Here is a 23,337-nt window from a genome sequence, read left to right as displayed (position 1 = left end):
ATGGCGAAGCAGTGGCGCGGAGTTTTGCACGAGTATGCAGACCGCCTTGATGTAACGGACAAGACCCCCATCATCAGCCTGGGTGAGGGTGGAACGCCGCTCATTTTCGCTTCTGCGCTGTCCGCGCGCACCGGAGCCAAGGTTTGGGTGAAGTACGAGGGGATGAACCCGACAGGGTCGTTCAAGGACCGCGGAATGACCATGGCCGTCTCCAAGGCCGTCGAGGCCGGCGCCAAGGCTGTCATTTGTGCGTCGACCGGAAACACGTCGGCGTCGGCTGCCGCGTACGCCACTCACGCGGGTATCACCGCTGCCGTGCTCGTACCCGAGGGCAAGATCGCCATGGGCAAGCTCGCGCAGGCGATCGCGCACAACGCGCAGCTCATCCAGGTGCAGGGCAACTTCGACGACTGCCTCGACATGGCACGCGAGCTCGCAGCCAACTACCCGGTGCACCTCGTCAACTCGGTCAACAATGACCGGATCGAGGGTCAGAAGACCGCGGCCTTCGAAATCGTCGAGGTGCTCGAGGACGCTCCTGACTTCCACTTCATCCCTGTGGGAAACGCCGGTAACTACACCGCGTACACCCGCGGGTACACCGAGGAGCTCGAGCGTGGCATTTCCACCAAGCTTCCCCGCATGTTCGGCTTCCAGGCAGCTGGCAGTGCTCCGCTGGTCACCGGTGAGATCGTGAAGCACCCCGAGACGGTCGCGAGCGCCATTCGCATTGGAAACCCGGCGTCCTGGGAACTTGCCCTCGCCGCTCGCGAGGCAACCGACGGGTACTTTGGCGCGATTGAGGACGCCAAGATTCTCGAAGCGCAGCGCATCCTCTCGCAGGAGGTCGGCATCTTCGTCGAACCGGCGTCGGCGATCAGTGTTGCCGGTCTGCTCGAGCGTGCAGAGGCTGGGCAGGTTCCGGCGGACTCCACCGTCGTTCTGACCGTCACCGGACACGGACTCAAGGACCCGCAGTGGGCGCTTCGCAACGCCGACGGCGGCGAGATCGCCCCGACGATCGTTCCTGTCGACGTCACCGAGGTCGCGGGCGTTCTCGGACTGGCCAAGGCCTCGGCGTGAGCCTGGTCGGCCGATCGGTCACCGTTCGGGTACCCGCGACGAGTGCCAACCTCGGCCCCGGTTTTGACACGCTCGGTCTGGCGCTGAGCGTCTATGACGAGGTCACTGTCACCGTTCGGGATGAACCAGGCGCGACTGTCGAGGTGATCGGTGTCGGCGACGGCGAGGTCGCAACAGACGAAACCAACCTCGTCGTCTCGTCAATGGCGTACGCGTTTCACGCTCTTGGGCAGGCAGTGCCCGGTGTGGACGTTGTCGCACGAAATGTCATCCCGCACGGCCGCGGTCTCGGTTCGTCCGGGGCTGCCGTTGTCGCGGGTATCGTCGCTGCGAAGGGACTGCTCGACGGCGTTGTCGATGTCGACAGCTCAACGCTTCTGCGGATCGCCACCGAACTCGAGGGGCACCCGGACAACGTCGCACCCGCACTGTTCGGAGGGCTCACCATCGCGTGGGTTGAGCCGACCGGCCCGCAGCACAAGAAGCTTCTCGTGCACCGCGGTGTCGCGCCGCTCGTGTTCGTTCCGCAGCACACACTGTCGACGAAGCTGGCGCGCAGCCTGCAGCCCGAACACGTTCCGCATTCGGACGCTGTGTTCAATCTCTCAAGGTCGGCGCTGCTCATCGCGGCGCTGACCCAGAGCCCCGAGCTGCTGTTCGCTGGCACCGAGGACAAGCTGCACCAGGACTATCGCGCATCGGCGATGCCGGAGACCCACCGACTGGTTCTCGCGCTTCGCGCTCACGGTTTCGCCGCTGTGGTCTCAGGGGCTGGCCCCTCGATTCTCGTTCTAGCTGACGGTCCGGGGGAGCGGCTCGAAGCGGCCGAACTGGTCGCCCGTGAATCGGACACCGAGTGGGATGCGCTCTACCTGGCCGTTGACGTCAAGGGAGCGACGCTCTCCTGACCTGTGCTCAGCTGTGACCTGTGCTCAGCTGCGCCTTCCGCAGGTTTAGCGGAAGGCGCGGCTGATCCCAGCGCCGATCTGGAACAGGCCAAGCCACATCAGAAACCGTTGCAGTGGCCGCAGGACCCAGCTGAACAGACGCCGCCAGCCTCCGCGCCGCGTCCAGGACACCGTCAGTTGAAGCCGCGTTCCGCCCGGCGCCGGCGCGAGGTCAATGGCGAGGACATTCGTGTTCCCGCGCTTGATAGCCGGATAACTGGTCCGCCATGCGATCCGCTCGAGCGGAACCGATTCGGTCAACTCCATTTGCCGCCGACGGAACTTCTCCTTCACCCGGGCCGGCTTACCGTCGGGGTGAACGGCAGGAACAACAGCGAGCCAGGTTGTGGCGCCTTGGCCGTCGCCGTTCTCGGCAAACTCGACGGATCCGACGCTTGGGTTCCATTCCGGCATTCGTGTTGGATCGCTGAGCAGTGCCCACACGACGTCGACCTCGGCAGGAACGAACGTCTCGGTGCTGCCGTTGATCGATCCTGACGCGGCGGTGCTCCGCGCAGGTGTTGTGACCGTGCTGCTGGTGGTCACGGTCGTCAACGCCGAGGTGATGTCCGCGGCAGACGTGTCGAGCCTCTCCAGTAGGTCCTCGATCAATCCGCCTGGCTCGACGAGCAACTCCCGCAACACGGCGGCGGCATCGCCAGAACCCTGATCGCCGGCGCGCTTGAACACGTCGAGTGCGCGCGGCGTCCATTCATATCCGCGGGTTTCGTGAAAAACAATTCGACCGGGCTGCGGCGCGCTCAGTGAGATGCCAATACTGTTCAGCTGCTCCGAGTGCATTGCCTGCACGGCCTCGCGGGCGCGGGCCAGGGTGACTCCCGCGGCGCGAAGCGCCGTCCCTGCGGCCTGGTCGCTGAGTGCGAGAGCCAAAAACAGGTGCTCAAGGTCAGCGTCTCGCGACCCGGTGCGTGATGCTTCTTCCATAGCAGCCAGCGACAGGATCTGCATGGTCGCTGCTGCGGTCGTGAACGACGTCACTGTGTCCTCCTGGGAATCGGGATCGTCGGATCCACACGTTTGGCGTATTTTTTATGGACCGCCTGACGGGTGACACCAAGGGCATCGGCAATCTCCAGCCAGCTCATGCCCGCGCGCAGCGCCGCTTCGACCTGCGTGAGTTCAAGGGCATCTGCCAGGGCGCGGAGGGACACGATCGCACGCAAGCCGACCCGCGGGTCGTCCGTGTTCGCCGCTGAAGCGGCCAGCGCGTTTGGCTCCATGTAAGCAACCTACGTTGCTTAGCACCGGTTAAGCAACTCCGGTTGCTAAGCCTCCCCGAACTGGGGACACCGGGCGACACGCTGCACCAGTGACATGGTCTACACGCCAAGTGCTAGAGTGAGAAAGATCCCGATAGGCAAGCCGATAAGGCAAATCTGGCCTGCGGGTGATTTCTGCAAACCCAACGCCATCGCCACCAGCAGTGTGTCTGTCCCCTTCGATTCGAAGAACGGGCAGGGCGCCAGTCGATCTGACTCTCGCCACAGCTGAAGATGAGCTCTCCTGACACGTTCCGTGGATCAGGGGGAAGGAACCCACTTTTAGTGACTAACGTCAACATCCGTTTGAATACGGAATCAGGCGCAAACCTGTCGTCCCTCAAGGTCTCTGACCTTCAGCTGCTTGCCAGCCAGTGGGGCGTCCAGGGCGCATCCAAACTTCGCAAGGGGGAACTCGTGGAGAAAATCGCCGAGGCTCAGGCCGCTGCAGCCCCCGAGGACTCCGCTGGAGCTCCAGCCGAAACCGTCGCAGACGTTCCTGCACCGGACGCCGCTGTCGTCCAGGACGCTCCGCTGCAGGCTACGACGCCTGCTGCTGACGTGCCTGCGGTCGACGAGCCCGTCGCCCCGGTCGCCAAGAAGCGCGCACCGCGACGTGCGACCACGCAGTCCGCTAAGGCAGGCGAGCGTGTTCAGGCTGCTGGCCACGTCAACTCTGACGGCGCCCCACTCATTCCAGAGACCCCGGTAACGGATGTCGCTTCGCCGGCCGCCGAATCCACCGACGCCGCCGTCGAAACACCGATCGCTACCGAGGCTGCATCGGCACCAGAGGCTGCACCCACCGCGGATGCCCCTGCCGAGCAGGCCGAGGGACGCGAGGGTGGCTCTCAGCGCTCAGGACGCAAGAACAACAGACGCGGACGCGGCAACAAAACCGACCGTTCCGAGAACGCAACAGTCGAGGCTGACGTTGCCGGAGCATCCGCTGATGAAACGTCGACCGAGTCTGAGAACGACGCATCCGACTCCGCGCAGGAGTCGTCGCAGGGTGAGCGTTCGGGCCGGAGCCGCAACCGTAACCGTAACCGTGGCGGCGACAACGCTGCTCGCGATGACGAGCGCAACAACGACCGCAACGGCAACGACCGCAACGCCGACAAGGCGCAGGGCGACCGCAACGGAAACGACCGCAACGCTGAGCGCGACAACCGCAGCGCTGAGCGCGACAACCGCAACGCTGACCGCGACAACCGGAACGACAACGACCGCAACCGCCAGACGGACCGTGATGACGAGGGTAGCCGCAACGGCCGCAACCGTTACCGGGACCGCAAGCGCCGCGGCGGAAACGACTCAGCTGACTTCGAGCCGGAAATCGCTGACGACGACGTGCTGCTGCCCGTCGCCGGTATCCTCGACGTTCTCGACAACTACGCATTCGTTCGCACCACCGGCTACCTGCCCGGCTCGAACGACGTTTACGTCTCGCTCGGCCAGGTCAAGAAATACAACCTGCGCAAGGGTGACGCTGTAGTCGGAGCCATCCGCCAGCCGCGTGAAAACGACAGCAACGCTCGCCAGAAGTACAACGCCATCGTCAAGGTGGATTCGGTCAACGGCCAGAGCGTCGACGAGGCAGCGAACCGTGTCGAATTCGGCAAGCTCACTCCGCTCTATCCGCAGGAGCGCCTGCGCCTCGAGACCGAGCAGGGCAAGCTGACGCAGCGCATCATCGACCTGATCGCCCCGATCGGCAAGGGACAGCGTGGACTCATCGTCGCGCCGCCCAAGGCCGGTAAGACGATCGTGCTTCAGCAAATCGCCAACGCCATCTCGATCAACAACCCCGAGGTTCACCTCATGGTTGTTCTCGTCGACGAGCGTCCTGAAGAGGTCACCGACATGCAGCGCACGGTGAAGGGTGAGGTCATCGCCTCCACCTTCGACCGCCCAGCTGAAGACCACACAACGGTCGCCGAACTCGCCATCGAGCGCGCCAAACGCCTCGTTGAGCTCGGTCACGATGTCGTCGTTCTCCTCGACTCGATCACCCGCCTCGGACGTGCGTACAACCTCGCTGCACCGACCTCGGGCCGGATCCTCTCCGGCGGAGTCGACGCTTCGGCGCTGTACCCGCCCAAGCGTTTCTTCGGTGCAGCGCGCAACATCGAGAACGGTGGCTCGCTCACCATCCTCGCCACCGCGCTCGTCGAGACCGGGTCCAAGATGGACGAGGTCATCTTCGAAGAGTTCAAGGGAACGGGTAACTCCGAGCTTCGCCTGTCACGCCAGCTGGCTGACAAGCGCATCTTCCCGGCCGTCGATGTCAACGCGTCGTCCACCCGCCGTGAGGAAATGCTGCTCGGTGCAGACGAAGTCAAGGTCACCTGGAAGCTGCGTCGCGCCCTCGCCGGACTCGACCAGCAGCAGGCACTCGAGGTTGTCCTCGGCAAGCTCAAGGAAACCTCCTCGAACGTCGAATTCCTCGTTCAGATGCAGAAGACAATGCCGCAGCCGGTGTCCGGATCCGGGCACGACCGCGACCACCGCTAGCTGAGTTTCCGAACCCGTTTGCTCTCAGGCGCGGCTCCTCTGGGGTCGCTGCCTGAGGCAGGCGGGTTTTCTCGTGAAACAAGCCGGCAGGAGAAAACGCAAGGGACGGAACAAGTCATGTTTGAATCAGTACAGACCCTGATCGACGAGCACAAGGATCTGCAGGACCAACTCGCTGACCCAGCGGTTCACGCCGATCCGGCTCGCTCGAAGAAGATCAACCGGCGTTACGCCGAGTTGTCCAAGATTATCGCGGCCCACAACGCGTGGCTCGAGGCACAGGACGACCTGTCGGCCGCTCGTGAGCTCGCCAAGGAGGACGACGCGTTCGCCGCCGAGGTCCCCGGGCTCGAAGAAGGACTCGCCACAGCGCAGGAGAAGCTCCGCCGCCTGCTCATCCCGCGCGACCCCGACGACGGTCGCGATGTCATCATGGAGATCAAGGGCGGAGAGGGCGGTGCCGAAAGTGCACTGTTCGCCGCAGACCTTCTCCGGATGTACCTGCACTACGCCGAATCCAAGGGCTGGAAGACCGAGCTCCTTGAGCGAACCGAGAGCGACCTCGGCGGTTACAAGGACGTTCAGGTCGCGATCAAGTCGAATGCGACCGACCCGTCGCAGGGCGTCTGGGCTCATCTCAAGTACGAGGGTGGAGTTCACCGCGTGCAGCGCGTTCCGGCGACAGAGTCACAGGGACGCATCCACACCTCGACAACCGGTGTCCTCGTCTTCCCCGAGGTCGATGCTCCTGAAGAGGTCGAGATCAGCCAGAACGACCTCAAGATCGACGTCTACCGGTCGAGTGGTCCAGGCGGCCAGTCGGTCAACACGACAGACTCTGCCGTGCGCATCACGCACCTTCCGACCGGCATCGTTGTTGCCATGCAGAACGAGAAGAGCCAGCTGCAGAACCGTGAGGCCGGAATGCGTGTCCTTCGCGCCCGCATCCTCGCGAAAAAGCAGGAGGAGCAGGCTGAGCTCGACAGCGCCAAGCGCAAGACGCAGATCCGCACGATGGACCGGTCGGAGCGCATCCGCACTTACAACTTCCCCGAGAACCGGATCGCGGACCACCGCACCGGATACAAGGCATACAACCTCGACGCCGTCATCAACGGTGCTCTCGACCCGCTGATCGAGTCGGCCATTCAGGCCGACGAAGAGGCGCGCCTCGCAGACATCGGTGATCAGAGCTAACCATCGCCTGAGTACGAAGGCCGGCCATTTCGACATGGCCGGCCTTTTTTCACGAACGGATGCCATGGCATCCGTTTGTTGCGTCGCTTCCCGCAACGCGAATTCACGTTTTGAGCGCTCATTCGGTGCGTCTGCGCGACGGGACCACGCGCTGCAAGCGAGCTAGATGTGGTATTCCGGGTCCGGCTCGGTGAGGCCGTAGGTTTTGCCTGGCTCGCGCGGCCGCGCCTTGGCCGGGACGCCGACGAGCAGTGACAGCGGGGGAGCGTCCTTCGTGACGACCGCGTTCGCTCCGACGATGCTGCCGGTGCCGACCGTGACCGGCCCGATGATCTTCGCGCCAGCACCGACCTGCACGCCGTCCTCAAGCGTCGGGTGTCGTTTTTCACGTCCGCGGCTCTTTCCACCGAGTGTGACACCGTGGTACAGCATGACGTCGTCGCCGATCTCGGCGGTTTCGCCGATGACGACGCCCATTCCGTGGTCGATGAAGAACCGGCGACCGATGACCGCGCCCGGGTGGATCTCAATGCCCGTGAAGAACCGGGCCAGCTGGGACACGATGCGCGCGGGCATCTTGGCGCCCCGAGCCCACATCCGGGAGGACAACCGGTACGCCCACACGGCGTGCAGCCCTGAATAGGTCAGGAAAATCTCGACGCTGCCACGGGCAGCTGGATCGTGAACGCGTGCGGCGGTGATGTCTTCCCGGATGCGGGTGAGGATTGTCATTCCGTTCAGTCGAGCAGGTCTGACCAGAGCGGTGTCGAGATGTAACGCTCTCCGGTGTCGCAGACGATAGCGACGATGCGCTTTCCGGCGTTCTCCGGGCGCTTCGCGAGTTCGGTTGCCGCCCAGATGATCGCGCCGGACGAGATTCCGGCCAGGATGCCCTCTTCAGCGGCGAGACGCTTGGAGACCCGAACGGAGTCCTCGAAGCTCACATCGATGACCTCGTCGTAGATCGTGGTGTCGAGGATGTCCGGAACGAAGTTCGCCCCGATGCCCTGGATCTTGTGCGGGCCGGGAGCGCCGCCGTTGAGAATGGGTGAGTCGATCGGTTCGACAGCGACGACCTGGATGTCTGGCTTGCGCTGCTTGAGCACCTGTCCGACGCCGGTGATGGTTCCTCCGGTGCCGACTCCTGCGACGAAGATGTCGATGTCACCGTCGGTGTCGCGCCAGATCTCTTCCGCTGTGGTCTTCTTGTGGATCTCGACGTTGGCCTCGTTGGCGAACTGCTTGGCCAGGATGGCACCCTCGGTCGATGCAACGATTTCCTCGGCCTTGGCGACAGCACCCTTCATGCCGAGAGCAGGCTCGGTGAGAACCAATTCGGCGCCGAACGCGCGCAGCAGCACGCGGCGCTCGTTGCTCATCGAGGCAGGCATGGCGAGGATGACCTGGTACCCGCGAGCAGCTCCGACGAGAGCGAGGGCGATTCCGGTGTTTCCGCTTGTTCCCTCGACGATGGTGCCACCCGGCTTGAGCGCCCCTGACGCTTCCGCGGCATCGACGATGGCGACGCCGAGGCGGTCCTTCACGCTCGAACCCGGGTTGTAATATTCGAGCTTCGCGAGCACTGTCGCTCCGGCGTTGTCCGTCACGCGGTTCAACTGCACAAGCGGGGTGTTGCCAAACGCCTCGGTGATATTGGCGTAAATCTTTCCGGCCACGAATATGCTCCTTGGGTAATTGGTGCGCGACAGTGCGCGTTCGGGTACCAGCTTATTGCCGGGTGCAACCGGGTTACGACTGGCCACATTCCCGCGACGGTGTACAAGTGAGCGGGTAAGCTCGACCTGCGGCGGCCCGGCCGCAGGGATCTTCCAAAGAGAGAGCATGACTTCCATTCGAACGACGTCCGTCGGAGAGGTCAGAGACCTCATCATTGCCACCCTCGACAGGGCGGGTGTTCCACAGCCCGATGTCGACGCCGAACTGCTGATCGGCCACGTCCTCGGCCTGGGAAGGGGAGAACTGCAGGCGGCCGTCGTGATGGGGCGTCAGGTTCCGGGGAAGCAGCTCGCCGACATCAGCGCCATCGCCGAGCGCAGGGCAACCCGCGAACCCTTGCAGCACATCCTCGGTGTCGCGCCGTTCCGCAGCCTGGAGCTGGCCGTCGGCCCGGGAGTGTTCGTGCCAAGGCCCGAAACCGAACAGGTCGCCCAGTTCGCCATCGACGCGCTCGGTGCCCTTCCCGATCCCGAGCCGATTGGAATCGACCTCGGCACAGGGTCTGGCGCTATCGCCCTGGCGATGGCAACGGAGGTCCCGCACGCGCGCGTCTTCGCCGTCGAAAACTCGGTGGACGCGTTCATCTGGGCTCGTCAGAACTTCACGCGGGTTGGTGCTTCGAACGCGATACTCATCTTTGACGACATGGCCCACGCGCTTGCGGAACTGGACGGTCAGGCATCCGTTGTCATCTCCAACCCGCCGTACGTTCCGGATGCAGCCATCCCGCGCGACCCTGAGGTGCGGCTCTATGACCCCCATGCCGCTTTGTACGGGGGAGAGGACGGCCTCGACGTTGTTCGGCAGCTGTCGGAAACTGCCGCGCGACTGCTTCGGCCGGGAGGCACACTCATCATCGAGCATGGCGAGTTGCAGGGTGAAGCGATCCGGGACATCCTCACCAACGATGGCTGGAAGGCGGCCGCGACGTTCCGCGATCTCACCCAAAGGGACCGGACGACGACGGCCCTTCGGGCCTAGCGCGACTTCGCAATCCGTTCGGCGGCTTCCCGCGCCTGTGCGATCGCGTCCCGCTCGTGCCGCAGCGCTTCGCGCAGTCGCACTTCGGCGTCACGGCGCAGTCGTGACGCTTCCCGAACCGCCTTGTCCTTCGGGAAGGCTTCCGGGGCAGGCGCTGGCTCCGCGCGGGTGGACTCGTGCTCGGGTACGATCCGGGCGGCCATGGCCGCCTGGATCCCGTCGAGGATCGCATTGAGGCCGAACTCAAACGGGTTCAGGGAACTGTCCGGCCCGATCGCTCCTGCCTGGACCACCCGGTGTACCGCAGGAAACCGCTCGGGCGTTGCGAGGGAGCCAAGGACCCGCTCTTCCAGGCGATCAAATTCGGTCCCGTTCATGCCCGCGCGTGTGCTGGCATCTCGATAGCCCCGCTCGATCATTGCCTGCCACCTGGCGTGACCGGTGACGGCGAGAGCTGCGGCGAGCCGTTGTGACTCCTGCAGTGATGTGTCGGCCAGCGCGTCGAGGGCGCTGTCCATCCAGGCGAGATTGTTCGGGGTCATCGGGATGCCGTTGATCGGGATGTCGAGCATCCAGGGGTGCGCGGCATAACACGCGAGGGAACTGGCGTGCCAGGTGGATAGGCGCTTGCGCCACCCCTCGGGCTCGTTCGCGACAGCGGGCGGAACGCCCATGCCGTGCTCAAGCATCAGGAGGATGAGGTCGTCCTTCGCTGACACATAGCGGTAGAGCGACATGGTGGTGAACCCGAGCCGAGAGGCAACGCTGGACATGGAAACGGCGGCCAGCCCACCGGCATCTGCGATGTCGATGGCGGTCTCGACGATTCCCTCGATGCTCAGCTCCCGTTTGGGGCCGCGTTGCGGGTTGGTCGCGACTCCCCAGGCGAGAGCGATTGCTCGGGGGAGCTCAAGTTCGGGCTCGGCGTTGTCGGTCTGCATTCGGGACTCGTTCTCATTTCAGGCTTGACTGCCATTCTAGAACTGTGTATATGTTAAACCTCAAGTGTGCGGTATAAACAGTTTGATGGGAGAAACATGATCGCGGTCGAGTTGCGCGGAGTGCGCAAATCGTTTGGAACACAGCGGGTGCTCGATGACATAGACCTCTCGGTCCCTGCGGGCTCGGTGTTTGCTCTGCTCGGTCCTAACGGTGCCGGAAAGACGACGGTGGTGAACATCCTTGCGACGCTTGTCGCTCCGGACTCCGGCACCGCGAGCGTTGGGGGCTACGACGTCAGAACCGCTCGCGACTCTGCGAAGGGCGTGCTCAGCCTCACGGGACAGTCGGTCGCCGTCGACGAGGTGTTGACCGGATCTGAAAACCTGATCATGGTCTCAAGGCTCTGGGGGCTGTCCCGGCGCGAGTCGCGTTTGCGGGCCCGCGCACTGTTGGAGCAGTTTGACCTGGCCGACGCCGCCAGGAGACAGGTGAAAACGTACTCCGGCGGAATGAGACGACGGCTCGACCTCGCGCTCAGCCTCATTCGGAGACCGGAGGTTCTGTTCCTGGACGAGCCGACGACCGGGCTGGACACACGAAGTCGACGGTCTCTCTGGGCTCAGATTCGCGACCTGCGCTCCGCCGGAACAACGATATTTCTCACAACCCAGTACCTCGAGGAGGCGGAGCAACTCGCGGACCGAGTCGCCGTGCTTGCGGGCGGCCGGATCGTCGCAGACGGGACCCCAGCCGAGCTCAAGTCGCAGGTTGGAGAGGACGTCGTCGAAATTCGCTCCGCCGATGACGAGCTGCTTGGCGCGGTCGCCACAGACGGCAGCGTCGACGGGCTGCATCGGGCAATCACTCAGCTGGCCGAAGTGGCGCAGCCGGACGCCACAGTGTCTCTGCGCTCTCCAAGCCTCGAGGACGTGTTCCTCTCACTCACCGGTCCGGCATTGCAGCAGAAGGAGGTGCAATCATGACCGCACTTTCTCCGCGGCGCCGGGTTGCCGTCGGTGTCAGTGAACTCACCTTCATCGAACGCAGCCTTCGCCGGTCCGTTCGGAATGTCGACGCCCTGCTGATGGCCATCATGCTGCCAGTGCTCGTGATGTTCCTCTTCACGTTCGTCTTCGGCGGCTCGATCGATCCATCGGGAAACTACGTCAACTACGTTGTGCCAGGAATCATTCTTCTGTGCGCGGGATTTGGCGCGTCATCGACAGCCGTCGACGTGGCGGGAGACATGACGACGGGAATCATCGATCGCTTCCGTAGCCTCCCGATTCCGGCGACCGCGGTGCTGACAGGGCACGTGGTCGCGAGTCTTCTGCGCAACCTGGTTGCCACAGGAGTTGTCGTAGTCGTCGCTCTCGCGGTCGGCTTTCGGCCCACGGGAGGACCGGGGGACTGGCTCGCAGCGATCTCTGTTGTTGCGCTCTACATCCTCGCCATCACCTACCTCTTCGCGGCGATCGGACTGGCGTCCAGCTCTCCTGAGGCGGCAAGTGGCTATGGATTCATCTTGTTGTTCCTGCCTTATCTGTCGAGTGCATTCGTTGAGGTGAGCACCTTGCCTTCGTGGTTGCAGCCGATCGCTCAATACCAGCCGGTGACGCCGACGATCGAGGCCATCCGCAGCCTCCTCATGGGAACGTCCATGGGAAACAACGCGGTCATCGCCGTCGGCTGGTGTGTCCTCATTCTCGTGATCGCTGCGACGTGGGGCGCGTGGCTCTTTCGGAGGAAGGCCGGTCACCGATAGCCCGAGGAGAGCGCACGCGCGCGTGGTTTTCCGTCATATCGATCGGGCGCCAACGGGTTCACTCGCGGCATCCTCTCACGCAGGCTCGGATAGAATCGGCGAAATGTCCCGTCTCTTTGACTCCTCCGTGGAATCCGACCTCCTCACAGGTATGCGGCTGGCTCGAACGGCGCTGCGCCGCGGTGAGCTCGTCGTCATTCCCACGGACACTGTGTACGGTATTGCGGCCGACGCTTTCTCGCCTCAGGCCGTCCAGCGCCTCCTCGACGCGAAGGGGCGGACGAGGCAATCACCGCCGCCGGTGCTCGTGCCATCGGTTGGCACCCTCGAGGCTCTTGCCGCTGTGATCCCGGACGCCGTCCGAAAGCTCGTCGACGAATTCTGGCCGGGTGGGCTGACTATCGTCCTGCCCTCCCAGCCGTCACTCGCCTGGGACCTCGGAGACACCGACGGAACCGTTGCCGTGCGGATGCCGAACAACCGCATCGCTCTCGAACTTCTCTCCGAAACCGGTCCGCTCGCGGTTTCGAGCGCGAACCTCACCGGGCAGCCAGCGGCGACAACGGCCGCCGACGCCGAGGCCATGCTCGGCGACTCCGTGAATGTGTACATCGATGGCGGAGAATCGACGTCGGTCTCCTCGACGATCGTCGACGCGACACGCCTCGCCGGGCCAGGCGGCACACTGACGATTCTGCGCGAGGGTGCGATCTCTCGGGAGCAGATTCGTGACGTTGTTGGCGACCTCCTGGAGGAGGAGCCACCGGCGGACGGAGTGAGCATCCCATGATGCTCTACGCGATCATCGCTGCCGTGACAGCGTTGATCACCTTCCTCATGTCGATCGTCGTGTACAAGGTGGCGTTGCGTTTCAAGTTGTACCCGTCAATTCGGGATCGCGACGTGCACACCCGCCCGACCCCGCGGCTCGGGGGAGTCGCGATGTTCGTCGGTGTGGTTGCCACCTTCGCCATTGCATCGCAAAACCCTTTCTTCAAAGACACCTTTGCCACCCCAGGGCCGATCCTGGCTATCCTCGGTGCATCCCTGCTCATCGTCCTTATTGGTGTCGCTGACGACATCTGGGATCTCGACTGGATGATTAAACTGGCCGGCCAGTTCCTGGCCGCCGGCCTCATCGCCTGGTTGGGTGTGCAGATTTACTCCCTGCCGATCGGCGGCCTCACGGTGGGCTCCTCCTGGATGAGCGCAGCCCTGACCGTTTTCGCCATCGTGCTCGTCATGAACGCCGTGAACTTCATCGATGGGCTTGACGGCCTCGTCGCCGGAGTGGGACTCATCGCGAACGGCGTGTTCCTGGTCTACGGGTACCTCCTGGTTCGGGAAATGGGCCAGTCCAGCTACTTCAACCTCTCGCTCCTCATCTCCGCTGTTCTGGTCGGAGCTTGCGCCGGTTTCCTTCCGCTCAACTGGCATCCGGCAAAAATGTTCATGGGCGACGCCGGTGCACTCCTCGTTGGCCTGTTGATGGCCACGTCCGCCGTCGCGATCACAGGACAAATTGACCCCTCGGCCTTGAGCGCGAATCCCGCCGATGCGGGCGTCGTCGGCAGGAGCCAACTCCTCGGCGCGTTCATCCCGATCATCCTGCCGTTCGCAATTCTCATCGTTCCGCTCCTCGACTTCGCACTCGCGGTAGTTCGGCGCCTGCGCGCAGGAAAATCCCCGTTCAGCGCTGACCGGCTGCACCTGCACCACCGGCTACTGGACATGGGGCACTCCCATCTCCACGCCGTGCTCCTGTTCTACGCATGGACCGCCGTCATCGCTCTGTCCTGCCTGATGTTCTTCGTCTTCCAGCCGTACTGGTTCGCTCTCGGTTTCCTCATTGTCGGCGTGACCGTCTGCACCGTGTTCACCCTCGCGCCGCTTGGCCGACGTAAGGCCGCCGAAATCACCGCCCAGATAGCGCCGGAGGGTTCGACCGAGGCCGAAGTGCTCGCTGAAGCTGACCCGCTGGACGAGGCTTCCATCGAGCCCCGCCTCACAACTCCGGGGAGCGCAACAGCGTCCCAGGCACCCACTCAGAAAGACGACAAATGACCGCGAACAAGATTTTCCGCACCGCCCTCATCTGGGGAGGCGTGATCGCCGTACTCATCGGAGTCGTCGGAGCCATCATCGGCTGGAACATCGACGGCTCAGTCGGGTTGACCAGCGCCCTGATCGGTGCCGTTGTTGGGGCAGCCTTCCTCAGCATCACCGCGGCCAGCATTCTCTTCGCTAACCGATATGCCGCTTCTGACATGTACGTGACGATCTTCTTCGGCGTCGTCCTCGGCGGCTGGCTGCTCAAGTTCGTGCTCTTCCTTGTTCTCGCGATCGTGCTGCGTGACCAGCCCTGGATCAACCTGCTCATCCTCTTCACGAGTGTCATCGCATCCGCCGTTGCAACGCTCGTGGTTGACACCATCATCGTGATGAAGGGACGGGTGCCGTACACCGCTCCGAGCGTTGCAGGAGACGGCACTGAGAATGCGTCCTAAAACCCCGCTCGATTCGTGGCAGCCGGGATGGTTTGCTACAGTTTGTAGAGAACCCCGCAGACGCAATTCTTTTGGTGTGCGCGGAGAGATCATGCCATTACTCGTCGAAGCGAGAGCCTTGGCTCCACGCCCCGAAATAGGAGATAGCGCTGCTAGTTAACGCCGTGAATCTCGTCACGAATGTTTCCGTATTGACGGCGGCCGAAGACGACGGAGGCTTCCACGCCCCGACCCTAGCCGAATTCTTCCCACCGGCAATCTTCTTCGAAGGCACCCCCTTCGAAATGAACCGGATTGTGCTTGTCCGCATGCTTGCGGTGCTTGTCATGCTGCTGCTGTTCTGGCTCGCACTGCGTCGCGGTACCCGCGTTCCCGGTCGCGGCCAGTCGGTCGCGGAGATGGCGATCGGCTTCGTCAAGGACCAGATCGGTGACCAGGTGCTTGGCGCCAAGGATGGGAAGCGGTTCCTGCCGCTCCTCGCCGGAATGTTCTTCGGAATCCTGGCCATGAACCTCACAGGTATCATCCCGGGACTGAACATCGCCGGGTCCTCGATCTTCATCGTTCCGGCAACGTTTGCCCTAGCCGCTTACATCGCTTTCGTTTATGCGGGCATCAAGCAGCACGGCGGATGGAAGTACTTCAAGAACCAGCTCTTCCTGCCTGGTGTGCCGTGGCCGATCTACATCATCCTCACCCCGGTTGAGCTGCTCAACATCTTCATCGTTCGCCCGATCTCGCTCTCACTGCGACTCCTGCTGAACATGATGGTTGGACACCTCCTCCTCGTGCTCTGCTTCTCTGCGACGCACTTCTTCTTCATCACGGGTCAGGATCTCGGTCTGCTTAGCCTCTTCGGAGTTGCGACGCTGGTCGGTGGAATCGCCATGACGGGTATCGAACTCGCTGTGGCTGTCCTTCAGGCATACATCTTCACCTTGCTCACGGCCGTCTACATTCAGCAGTCGGTCGCAGACGAACACTAGACACGACGGCTCGGCTACCCGCCGCGCCGCCCAATGAAAGGAAAACCACTGTGGACCCCATCATTCTCGCCGAGGTCACCGGCAACCTGAACACGGTCGGCTACGGCCTCGCCGCGATTGGCCCCGGTATCGGTATCGGTATCGTTGCTGGTAAGACGGTTGAAGCAATGGCTCGCCAGCCTGAGCTCGCCGGTCGTCTCCAGGTGACCATGTTCCTCGGTATCGCTTTCACCGAGCTGCTTGCCTTCATCGGCGTAGCGCTCTTCTTCCTGGGCTAGGGCCGGCGTGTCAATGCCCGAAATCACATTGGCTGCCGGGGGTGAAGTGCCCTCAGGTATTGGCCTGTTCATTCCTGCCGTCTATGACATCGTTTGGTCGCTGATCCCGTTCGCGCTGATCATGCTCCTGTTCTGGAAGCTCATCATTCCGGCGTTCAGCAAGATCATCAACGAGCGAACCGAAGCGATCGAGGGCGGAATCGCTAAGGCCCAAAGCGTTCAGGCGCAGGCCGACGCTGCTCTCGAGCAGTACGAAGCACAGCTTGCCGAAGGGCGCGCTGAGGCGGCTCGCATTCGCGAACAGGCACGCGCTGAGGGTGCCCAGATTCTCGCCGAGTTCAAGGAACAGGCGTCTGCCGAGTCCGCACGGATCACGGCGAACGCTCACCTGCAGATCGAAGCCGAGCGTCAGGCTGCTCTGGTTTCCCTGCGCTCCGAAGTAGGGTCACTCGCTATCGACCTCGCATCGGGTGTCGTGAAGGCGAACCTCTCCGATGACCAGCGGGCGACAGAGCTTGTTGATCGTTTCCTCGCAGACCTGGAGTCAAGCGAAGCTGCCGGTAAAGGCGTTCGCTGATGGGTAGCGCTACGCGCGGGGCCGTGGTTTCGGCGAGGAACGTTCTCGCTGAAATGCCTGGGGTCGATTTCGCCACCGCGGAGGGCCTGTTCGGCGCTGCGGCGTCGCTCGCCGGTTCCATGCAGCTGCGTTCGATCCTCACCGACTCTGGTCGGAGCGTGGACGAGAAGGCACAGGTCGCTCGGAAAGTGTTTGGCTCAAAGCTGACTGATTCAGCTTTGAACCTCATCCTCGCTGCTGTGTCGGCCCGTTGGTCGTCGCAAGACGACCTGATCGCTGGAATCGAGCAGCTGGCACTGCGCGCAGCAGCCTCCTCGGCTGACGCCGACCTCGCGAGCGAACTGTTCCAGTTCGGGCTGACTGTTCAGTCCGACGCGTCTCTCGAGTTTGCGCTCGGGAGCCGTACCGGCGCCTCGGCCAGCAAGGTTGAACTGGTTCAGCGTCTGCTCCGCGGTAAGGCATCTGCCCAGACGATTGCGATCGTCGAGCACTTTGTGCGAACCCCAGGTGACCGGAGCATCCGGGAGTCCCTCGACTACGCACGCTCAGTCGTCGCGGACCAGTCCGGTTTCGCCGTCGCCACCGTATACACGGCCCACCAGCTGAACGCTCCGCAGGTCGCTCGTCTTGAGCGCGCACTGTCGGAGAAGTACGATCGCGGCGTACGCATCAACCAGGTGATCGACGCCGACGTCATCGGCGGGTTCCGCGTACAGATCGCGGATGACGTCATCGACGGCAGTGTTGCAAGCAGGATCAACGATCTGAGACTTCAGCTAGCGAGCTAGCGAGAAATTATTCGGGCGGTTCAGTCGCCCGTTAACCGTAAAGGGAAGAGAATGGCAGAACTATCGATCAGCCCGGATGAGATCCGCGACGCGCTCAAGGACTTCGTCAAGTCCTATGATCCCGGCCAGCTTTCGAGCACCGAGGTCGGTCGTGTCGTCGACGCAGGCGACGGAATCGCCCACGTCGAGGGCCTGCCAGGCGTCATGGCAAATGAGCTCATCCGCTTCTCGGATGGCACGCTCGGACTCGCACAGAACCTCGACGAGAACGAAATCGGTGTCGTTGTGCTCGGCGAGTTCAACGGAATCGTCGAAGGCATGGAGGTCACTCGCACCGGAGAGGTGCTGTCGACTCCGGTCGGAGACGCGTTCCTCGGCCGTGTCGTCGACCCGCTCGGTGCTCCGATCGACGGTCTCGGTGAGATCAAGGCTGAAACGCGCCGCGCTCTCGAGCTTCAGGCGCCTGGCGTCATGCAGCGCAAGAGCGTGCACGAGCCGATGCAGACCGGTATCAAGGCAATCGACGCCATGATTCCGATCGGCCGCGGCCAGCGTCAGTTGATCATTGGTGACCGCCAGACTGGAAAGTCGGCGATCGCCATCGACACGATCATCAACCAGAAGGCGAACTGGGAATCCGGCGACGTCAACAAGCAGGTTCGTTGCATCTACGTCGCCATCGGCCAGAAGGGCTCAACGATCGCTGCCATCAAGGCATCGCTCGAAGAAGCCGGCGCTATGGAGTACACGACGATCGTTGCTGCTCCCGCGTCTGACCCCGCAGGTTTCAAGTACCTCGCTCCCTACACCGGATCGGCCATCGGCCAGCACTGGATGTACGGCGGCAAGCACGTCCTCATCGTCTTCGATGACCTGTCGAAGCAGGCTGAGGCCTACCGCGCCGTATCGCTGCTTCTCCGCCGTCCGCCAGGACGCGAGGCATACCCCGGTGACGTGTTCTACCTGCACTCCCGCCTGCTCGAGCGTTGCGCCAAACTCTCCGATGAACTGGGTGCTGGCTCAATGACCGGTCTTCCGCTCATCGAGACCAAGGCCAACGACGTCTCGGCATACATCCCCACCAACGTGATCTCGATCACCGACGGCCAGATCTTCCTTCAGTCCGACCTGTTCAACGCCAACCAGCGTCCAGCTGTTGACGTAGGAATCTCGGTGTCGCGTGTTGGTGGTGACGCTCAGGTCAAGAGCATCAAGAAGGTCTCAGGAACGCTGAAGCTTGAACTGGCTCAGTACCGGTCACTCGAAGCATTCGCGATGTTCGCATCCGACCTTGACCCGGCTAGCCGTCGTCAGCTCGCTCGTGGAGCCCGGCTCACCGAGCTGCTTCGCCAGCCGCAGTACTCGCCGTTCCCCGTCGAGAACCAGGTGGTTTCCATCTGGGCCGGCACCAAGGGCAAGCTCGACGAAGTACCGGTTGAGGACATCCTGCGGTTCGAGAGCGAACTCCACGACTACCTCGGTCGCAACACCCAGGTGTTGACGAAGCTGCGCGACACCAACGTGCTCACCGACGACATCGTCGACGAGCTCGATGCTGCCGTCGATGCCTTCAAGAAGGAATTCCAGACCGGCGAGGGCAAGCCCCTCAACGGACCGGGTTCTGAGCAGTTCACCGAACTGCCGGCTGAAGACGTCAACCAGGAAAAGATCGTCAAGGGACGTCGCTAAACAATGGGTGCTCAACTTCGGGTCTATACGCAGAAGATTCGCTCTGCGCAGACGACTAAGAAGATCACAAAGGCGATGGAGCTCATCGCCGCCTCGCGCATTGCAAAAGCGCAGGCGCGCGTCGCAGCCTCAGGGCCATACTCTCGAGCGATAACACGTGCGGTGAGCGCCGTGGCGACGTACTCAAACGTCGACCACGTGCTCACCACCGAGCCTGAAACCATCGAGCGAGCCGCTGTCGTGATCTTTGCATCCGACCGCGGCCTCGCCGGTGCGTTCAACTCGCAGGTGCTGCGTGAAGCCAACGAGCTGGCCGAGCTGCTGCGCAGCCAGGGCAAGGACGTTGTCTTCTACCTCATCGGGCGCAAGGCAGTCGGATACTTCACGTTCCGCAAGCGTGCCTCAGAGGGCCAGTGGGTCGGCGAAAGCGAAAACCCCACCTTTGCCACCGCGCAGGAAATCAGCGCGGCGCTGCTCGAGAAATTCGTGCTTGACGCGTCTGAGGGCGGAGTGGACGAAATCCACATCGTTTACAACCGTCTGGTCAGCATGATGAGTCAGGTTCCCGAGGTCGTGCGTTTGCTGCCACTTGAGGTGGTTGAGGGCGTCGACGAGATCGAAGACAACGCCATTCTGCCGCTCTACGAGTTCGAGCCGGATGCGGGCGATGTTCTTGACGCGCTGTTGCCTGTCTACATCGAGAGCCGCATCTTCAACGCTCTGCTTCAGTCCGCTGCTGCGAAGCACGCGGCGACGCAGAAGGCGATGAGCTCGGCAAGTGACAACGCAGACAAGCTGATCACGGACTACACCCGTCTGCGTAATAACGCTCGTCAGGCCGAGATCACCCAGCAGATTTCCGAGATTGTCGGCGGCGCAGACGCACTGTCGTCCGCCAAGTAACCAAGAGAGAAGAAGAGCATGACAGACATTGCCACCGCTCAGGACACAGGCGAGGTGAAGGCCGGTTCCATCGGTCGTGTCGCCCGCGTGACGGGTCCGGTTGTTGACATCGAGTTCCCGCACGATGCGATCCCCGGTATCTACAACGCGCTGAAGACCACGGTCAACATGGCCGGCGTGACCCAGACCCTGACGCTCGAGGTTGCACAGCACCTCGGCGACGACCTGATCCGCGCCATCGCGCTGAACCCGACGGACGGACTCGTCCGAGGCCAGGAAGTGACCGACACCGGAGAGCCGATCACGGTTCCGGTCGGCGACATCACCAAGGGCAAGGTCTTCAACGTCATCGGTGACGTTCTCAACGCCGAACCAGGCGAAAAGATCGAGATCACCGAGCGCTGGCCGATCCACCGCAAGCCACCGGCATTCGACCAGCTTGAGTCGAAGACGGAACTCTTCGAAACCGGCATCAAGTCGATCGACCTCCTCACCCCGTACGTGCAGGGTGGAAAGATCGGTCTGTTCGGTGGTGCTGGTGTCGGTAAGACAGTCCTCATCCAGGAAATGATCCAGCGCGTTGCGCAGGACCACGGTGGTGTGTCGGTGTTCGCCGGTGTCGGTGAGCGTACCCGTGAAGGTAACGACCTCATCGCCGAAATGGAAGAAGCAGGCGTCTTCGACAAGACCGCGCTTGTCTTCGGCCAGATGGACGAGCCGCCAGGAACGCGACTCCGCGTCGCGCTTTCGGCACTCACCATGGCTGAGTACTTCCGCGACGTGCAGAAGCAGGATGTGCTGTTGTTCATCGACAACATCTTCCGCTTCACGCAGGCCGGTTCCGAGGTCTCCACCCTTCTCGGACGTATGCCGTCCGCAGTGGGTTACCAGCCGAACCTCGCCGACGAGATGGGTATCCTCCAGGAGCGCATCACCTCGACCCGTGGCCACTCGATCACGTCTCTGCAGGCAATCTACGTGCCGGCTGACGACTACACCGACCCGGCCCCGGCAACGACGTTCGCGCACCTCGACGCCACCACAGAGCTGTCTCGTGAGATCGCATCAAAGGGTCTGTACCCCGCGATCGACCCGCTGACCTCGACCAGCCGTATCCTCGACCCGCGCTACATCGGTGATGACCACTACAACACCGCCGTTCGCGTCAAGGCGATCCTGCAGAAGAACAAGGAACTCCAGGAAATCATCGCGATCCTCGGTGTTGACGAGCTGAGCGAAGAAGACAAGATCACGGTTGCCCGTGCTCGTCGCATCCAGCAGTTCCTCTCGCAGAACACCTACATGGCGAAGAAGTTCACCGGTGTTGAGGGTTCCACGGTTCCGCTCAAGGAGACCATCGAATCCTTCTCGGCTATCGCCGATGGTGAGTTCGACCACGTTGCTGAGCAGGCGTTCTTCAACGTCGGTGGAATCAACGACGTCGAAGAGGCCTGGGCTCGTATCCAGAAGGAGAACGGCTAGTCATGGCTTCGCTCAAGGTCAGTGTTGTCGGGGCAGACTCGGAAGTATGGTCAGGGACCGCTTCTATGGTCATCGCTCGGACTGTCGAGGGAGAGATCGGTATTCTTCCCGGCCACGAACCGATGCTTGCCATCCTCGCTGAGGGTGAAGTTCGCGTCACGGCCGAGAACGGCGACAAAGTCACCGCTATGGCTGCCGACGGGTTCCTCTCCGTTGAGAACAACACAGTGACGATCGTGGCTGGCAACGCCAGCCTGGTCAAGTAACACCGCCGCAAGGCTCCCCGCAACGCCCCGTGCTTATCCTGCTCCCTCCGTCTGAGACGAAGCGAGCGGGTGGCACGGGGCGTTCGCTGTCGCTGGCGGACCTGCGGTTCCCAGAACTCACCGAGGCGCGTCGTCAACTCACGAACGACGTTGTTGAGCTTGCGGCCGATCCCGACGCGACCATCGCCGCGCTCAAGCTCGGGCCGAAACAACACGCTGAAGTCAGCGTCAACAGAGAACTCTGGCAGTCCCCGACGATGCCTGCGATCGACAGGTACACCGGAGTGCTCTTCGACGCGCTTGATGCGAGCACCCTGGACGCCGAGGCTCGAGAGTTCGCGGCACGACACGTTCTCGTGCATGCCGCCTTGTTCGGCCCGATTGGCGCGTTGGATCCCATTCCCGCATACCGACTGTCGCACGATTCCCGCGTCCCCGGACGGCCGATGAAGCGCCACTGGGCGTCGCCGATCAGAGAAGCCCTCGCCGCGCACGATGGCTTGCTCCTCGACATGCGTTCTGAGGCCTACGTCGCCCTTGGGCCAGCTCCGGCGACGCCGTACTCGTTCTACTTGCGGGTTCTGACCGACGGACCTGACGGTTCACGTCGCGCCCTCAACCACTTCAACAAGAAGGCCAAGGGCGAGTTCACCCGTGCTTTACTCGAGGCTCGCGTCCCGTTCGCCACCGCAGATGAACTCTGCGCCTGGGCGCCGAAGGCGGGGTTCCGGCTCGAACGCCTTTACCCGGCATCCGGAAAGCAGGAGTTGGCGCTTCTCGTCTGATCAACAGTCAAACGGATGCCGTCAACCGGCTCGCCAACACCCCTCCACGTGGTCGTCGACGAGGCCGGCTGATTGCATGAGTGCATACATCGTGGTCGGTCCGACGAACCGGAATCCCCGCTTTTTCAGTGCCACGCTCAGCGCCGCTGACTCGGCAGTGATCGCGGGGATCTCCGCCAGGGTCTTCGGTCGACGGTGAAGCGGTTTCGGCTGGAAGCTCCAGACAAGGTCTGAGAGGCTGTCGTCGAGGGCAAGGGTGGCGCGCGCGTTGGAAATGACCGCGCTGATCTTGCCTCGGTGCCGGATGATGGCCGCGTTTCCGACCAGCTCTTCCACGTCAGCGTCGGTGAAAGCAGCGACCGCCTCGATGTCGAAATCCGCGAAGGCCTGGCGAAAGGCCGGGCGTCGTCGAAGAATCGTGATCCAGCTCAGGCCCGCCTGAAACCCCTCGAGGCTGATTTTCTCGAATACCGGGTGGTCACCGATGAGAGGGGTGCCCCATTCCTCATCGTGGTAACGCATGTACTCGCTGTCGGTGCCAGACCAGGCACAGCGGTTTCGGCCATCAGGGCCTGTGATGAGCGAGGTGGAGAGGGGCACGAGCACCACATTAGCGGCGAGCACCGA

At 62.8% G+C, this 23,337-nt stretch carries 25 protein-coding genes; 19 read left to right on the top strand and 6 right to left on the bottom strand.

Annotated elements, in window-relative coordinates; genetic code table 11:
- Both thrC and thrB read left to right on the top strand, forming a co-directional pair.
- Positions 1–1,083 (top strand): threonine synthase, encoded by a 1,083-nt coding sequence (thrC, locus tag D9V28_RS13815; protein WP_121660333.1) that lies wholly within the window; start codon positions 1–3, stop codon positions 1,081–1,083.
- Entirely contained in the window at positions 1,080–1,991 is a 912-nt protein-coding gene (gene thrB / locus D9V28_RS13810; protein ID WP_121660332.1) for a homoserine kinase, read from the top strand. The genes thrC and thrB overlap by 4 nt, the downstream gene beginning before the upstream one ends.
- Positions 1,992–2,036: 45 nt before the next feature.
- Here thrB and D9V28_RS13805 read toward each other — a convergent pair whose 3' ends face one another.
- Together D9V28_RS13805 and D9V28_RS13800 are read right to left on the bottom strand one after the other, a co-directional pair.
- Positions 2,037–3,029 carry an SRPBCC family protein gene (locus D9V28_RS13805; RefSeq protein WP_229728091.1) on the bottom strand — a complete coding sequence of 331 codons (993 nt, stop codon included), beginning with the start codon at positions 3,027–3,029 and terminating at the stop codon, positions 2,037–2,039.
- On the bottom strand, positions 3,026–3,271 hold the full coding sequence (locus D9V28_RS13800; RefSeq protein WP_121660331.1) for a hypothetical protein: 246 nt from the start codon (positions 3,269–3,271) through the stop codon (positions 3,026–3,028). The genes D9V28_RS13805 and D9V28_RS13800 overlap by 4 nt, the downstream gene beginning before the upstream one ends.
- Before the next feature lie 324 nt (positions 3,272–3,595).
- Here D9V28_RS13800 and rho point away from each other — a divergent pair, with 324 nt between their 5' ends.
- Together rho and prfA are read left to right on the top strand one after the other, a co-directional pair.
- Positions 3,596–5,827 (top strand): transcription termination factor Rho, encoded by a 2,232-nt coding sequence (gene rho, locus D9V28_RS13795; protein ID WP_229728093.1) that lies wholly within the window; start codon positions 3,596–3,598, stop codon positions 5,825–5,827.
- A gap of 117 nt (positions 5,828–5,944) precedes the next feature.
- Entirely contained in the window at positions 5,945–7,024 is a 1,080-nt protein-coding gene (gene prfA, locus D9V28_RS13790; RefSeq protein WP_121660329.1) for a peptide chain release factor 1, read from the top strand.
- 162 nt (positions 7,025–7,186) lie between these two features.
- Here the strand turns inward: prfA and epsC are convergent, their stop codons facing one another.
- Positions 7,187–7,756 (bottom strand): serine O-acetyltransferase EpsC, encoded by a 570-nt coding sequence (gene epsC / locus D9V28_RS13785; RefSeq protein WP_121660328.1) that lies wholly within the window; start codon positions 7,754–7,756, stop codon positions 7,187–7,189.
- 5 nt (positions 7,757–7,761) lie between these two features.
- Positions 7,762–8,700, bottom strand: coding sequence for a cysteine synthase A (gene cysK, locus D9V28_RS13780; RefSeq protein ID WP_229728095.1), 939 nt, complete (start codon positions 8,698–8,700; stop codon positions 7,762–7,764).
- A 166-nt stretch (positions 8,701–8,866) separates the two neighbouring features.
- Here cysK and prmC point away from each other — a divergent pair, with 166 nt between their 5' ends.
- Positions 8,867–9,742 carry a peptide chain release factor N(5)-glutamine methyltransferase gene (prmC, locus tag D9V28_RS13775; protein ID WP_121660326.1) on the top strand — a complete coding sequence of 292 codons (876 nt, stop codon included), beginning with the start codon at positions 8,867–8,869 and terminating at the stop codon, positions 9,740–9,742.
- On the opposite strand, the gene D9V28_RS13770 is transcribed toward prmC, so the two are convergent.
- Entirely contained in the window at positions 9,739–10,683 is a 945-nt protein-coding gene (locus D9V28_RS13770; RefSeq protein WP_121660325.1) for a TetR/AcrR family transcriptional regulator, read from the bottom strand. The genes prmC and D9V28_RS13770 overlap by 4 nt on opposite strands.
- A gap of 96 nt (positions 10,684–10,779) precedes the next feature.
- On the opposite strand from D9V28_RS13770, the gene D9V28_RS13765 reads away from it, so the two are divergent.
- From D9V28_RS13765 to D9V28_RS13700, 14 genes are all read left to right on the top strand, one after another.
- Positions 10,780–11,667 carry an ATP-binding cassette domain-containing protein gene (locus D9V28_RS13765; RefSeq protein ID WP_121660324.1) on the top strand — a complete coding sequence of 296 codons (888 nt, stop codon included), beginning with the start codon at positions 10,780–10,782 and terminating at the stop codon, positions 11,665–11,667.
- The gene (locus D9V28_RS13760; RefSeq protein ID WP_121660323.1) at positions 11,664–12,449 is read left to right on the top strand and encodes an ABC transporter permease; all 786 of its coding nucleotides are present in this window, start codon (positions 11,664–11,666) and stop codon (positions 12,447–12,449) included. Before D9V28_RS13765 ends, D9V28_RS13760 begins: the two co-directional genes overlap by 4 nt.
- 103 nt (positions 12,450–12,552) lie before the next feature.
- A complete protein-coding gene (locus D9V28_RS13755) occupies positions 12,553–13,239 on the top strand; it encodes an L-threonylcarbamoyladenylate synthase (RefSeq protein ID WP_121660322.1) in 687 nt (228 codons plus the stop codon).
- The gene (locus tag D9V28_RS13750; protein WP_121660321.1) at positions 13,236–14,513 is read left to right on the top strand and encodes an MraY family glycosyltransferase; all 1,278 of its coding nucleotides are present in this window, start codon (positions 13,236–13,238) and stop codon (positions 14,511–14,513) included. The genes D9V28_RS13755 and D9V28_RS13750 overlap by 4 nt, the downstream gene beginning before the upstream one ends.
- Complete coding sequence (locus D9V28_RS13745) at positions 14,510–14,956, top strand: Cg1360 family ATP-synthase-associated protein (RefSeq protein WP_121660320.1); 447 nt, start codon at positions 14,510–14,512, stop codon at positions 14,954–14,956. Before D9V28_RS13750 ends, D9V28_RS13745 begins: the two co-directional genes overlap by 4 nt.
- A 164-nt stretch (positions 14,957–15,120) precedes the next feature.
- Positions 15,121–15,942, top strand: coding sequence for a F0F1 ATP synthase subunit A (gene atpB / locus D9V28_RS13740; protein ID WP_229728097.1), 822 nt, complete (start codon positions 15,121–15,123; stop codon positions 15,940–15,942).
- A gap of 50 nt (positions 15,943–15,992) precedes the next feature.
- Positions 15,993–16,220: an ATP synthase F0 subunit C gene (atpE, locus tag D9V28_RS13735; RefSeq protein ID WP_121660318.1), complete on the top strand. Its 228-nt coding sequence runs from the start codon at positions 15,993–15,995 to the stop codon at positions 16,218–16,220.
- 13 nt (positions 16,221–16,233) lie between these two features.
- Positions 16,234–16,797: a F0F1 ATP synthase subunit B gene (locus tag D9V28_RS13730; RefSeq protein ID WP_121660317.1), complete on the top strand. Its 564-nt coding sequence runs from the start codon at positions 16,234–16,236 to the stop codon at positions 16,795–16,797.
- On the top strand, positions 16,797–17,585 hold the full coding sequence (locus D9V28_RS13725; protein ID WP_121660316.1) for a F0F1 ATP synthase subunit delta: 789 nt from the start codon (positions 16,797–16,799) through the stop codon (positions 17,583–17,585). Before D9V28_RS13730 ends, D9V28_RS13725 begins: the two co-directional genes overlap by 1 nt.
- Positions 17,586–17,636: 51 nt before the next feature.
- The gene (gene atpA, locus D9V28_RS13720) at positions 17,637–19,274 is read left to right on the top strand and encodes a F0F1 ATP synthase subunit alpha (RefSeq protein WP_121660315.1); all 1,638 of its coding nucleotides are present in this window, start codon (positions 17,637–17,639) and stop codon (positions 19,272–19,274) included.
- Positions 19,275–19,277: 3 nt separating this feature from the next.
- Entirely contained in the window at positions 19,278–20,177 is a 900-nt protein-coding gene (locus tag D9V28_RS13715) for a F0F1 ATP synthase subunit gamma (RefSeq protein WP_121660314.1), read from the top strand.
- 18 nt (positions 20,178–20,195) lie between these two features.
- Positions 20,196–21,659, top strand: a complete 1,464-nt coding sequence (atpD, locus tag D9V28_RS13710; protein ID WP_121660313.1) for a F0F1 ATP synthase subunit beta — start codon at positions 20,196–20,198, stop codon at positions 21,657–21,659.
- Positions 21,660–21,661: 2 nt separating this feature from the next.
- A complete protein-coding gene (locus tag D9V28_RS13705; protein WP_121660312.1) occupies positions 21,662–21,925 on the top strand; it encodes a F0F1 ATP synthase subunit epsilon in 264 nt (87 codons plus the stop codon).
- A gap of 29 nt (positions 21,926–21,954) precedes the next feature.
- The gene (locus D9V28_RS13700; RefSeq protein WP_121660311.1) at positions 21,955–22,710 is read left to right on the top strand and encodes a YaaA family protein; all 756 of its coding nucleotides are present in this window, start codon (positions 21,955–21,957) and stop codon (positions 22,708–22,710) included.
- Between the two features lie 21 nt (positions 22,711–22,731).
- On the opposite strand, the gene D9V28_RS13695 is transcribed toward D9V28_RS13700, so the two are convergent.
- Positions 22,732–23,334 (bottom strand): DNA-3-methyladenine glycosylase I, encoded by a 603-nt coding sequence (locus D9V28_RS13695; RefSeq protein ID WP_371870011.1) that lies wholly within the window; start codon positions 23,332–23,334, stop codon positions 22,732–22,734.
- Between the last annotated feature and the right edge of the window lie 3 nt (positions 23,335–23,337).

It is taken from the genome of Mycetocola zhadangensis, from assembly GCF_003668565.1.
In the GTDB taxonomy this organism is placed as follows: domain Bacteria; phylum Actinomycetota; class Actinomycetes; order Actinomycetales; family Microbacteriaceae; genus Mycetocola_A; species Mycetocola_A zhadangensis.
This window is presented reverse-complemented; position numbering and strand designations above follow the sequence as displayed.

Coding starts and splice junctions, on each gene's coding strand:
- D9V28_RS13750 (WP_121660321.1), top strand. CDS start 13,236: ATGATGCTCTACGCGATCATCGCTGCCGTGACAGCGTTGATCACCTTC.
- D9V28_RS13760 (WP_121660323.1), top strand. CDS start 11,664: ATGACCGCACTTTCTCCGCGGCGCCGGGTTGCCGTCGGTGTCAGTGAA.
- D9V28_RS13745 (WP_121660320.1), top strand. CDS start 14,510: ATGACCGCGAACAAGATTTTCCGCACCGCCCTCATCTGGGGAGGCGTG.
- prfA (WP_121660329.1), top strand. CDS start 5,945: ATGTTTGAATCAGTACAGACCCTGATCGACGAGCACAAGGATCTGCAG.
- prmC (WP_121660326.1), top strand. CDS start 8,867: ATGACTTCCATTCGAACGACGTCCGTCGGAGAGGTCAGAGACCTCATC.
- atpA (WP_121660315.1), top strand. CDS start 17,637: ATGGCAGAACTATCGATCAGCCCGGATGAGATCCGCGACGCGCTCAAG.
- D9V28_RS13770 (WP_121660325.1), bottom strand. CDS start 10,683: ATGCAGACCGACAACGCCGAGCCCGAACTTGAGCTCCCCCGAGCAATC.
- epsC (WP_121660328.1), bottom strand. CDS start 7,756: ATGACAATCCTCACCCGCATCCGGGAAGACATCACCGCCGCACGCGTT.
- D9V28_RS13715 (WP_121660314.1), top strand. CDS start 19,278: ATGGGTGCTCAACTTCGGGTCTATACGCAGAAGATTCGCTCTGCGCAG.
- D9V28_RS13705 (WP_121660312.1), top strand. CDS start 21,662: ATGGCTTCGCTCAAGGTCAGTGTTGTCGGGGCAGACTCGGAAGTATGG.
- D9V28_RS13725 (WP_121660316.1), top strand. CDS start 16,797: ATGGGTAGCGCTACGCGCGGGGCCGTGGTTTCGGCGAGGAACGTTCTC.
- D9V28_RS13765 (WP_121660324.1), top strand. CDS start 10,780: ATGATCGCGGTCGAGTTGCGCGGAGTGCGCAAATCGTTTGGAACACAG.
- atpD (WP_121660313.1), top strand. CDS start 20,196: ATGACAGACATTGCCACCGCTCAGGACACAGGCGAGGTGAAGGCCGGT.
- thrC (WP_121660333.1), top strand. CDS start 1: ATGGCGAAGCAGTGGCGCGGAGTTTTGCACGAGTATGCAGACCGCCTT.
- D9V28_RS13800 (WP_121660331.1), bottom strand. CDS start 3,271: ATGGAGCCAAACGCGCTGGCCGCTTCAGCGGCGAACACGGACGACCCG.
- D9V28_RS13730 (WP_121660317.1), top strand. CDS start 16,234: ATGCCCGAAATCACATTGGCTGCCGGGGGTGAAGTGCCCTCAGGTATT.
- D9V28_RS13755 (WP_121660322.1), top strand. CDS start 12,553: ATGTCCCGTCTCTTTGACTCCTCCGTGGAATCCGACCTCCTCACAGGT.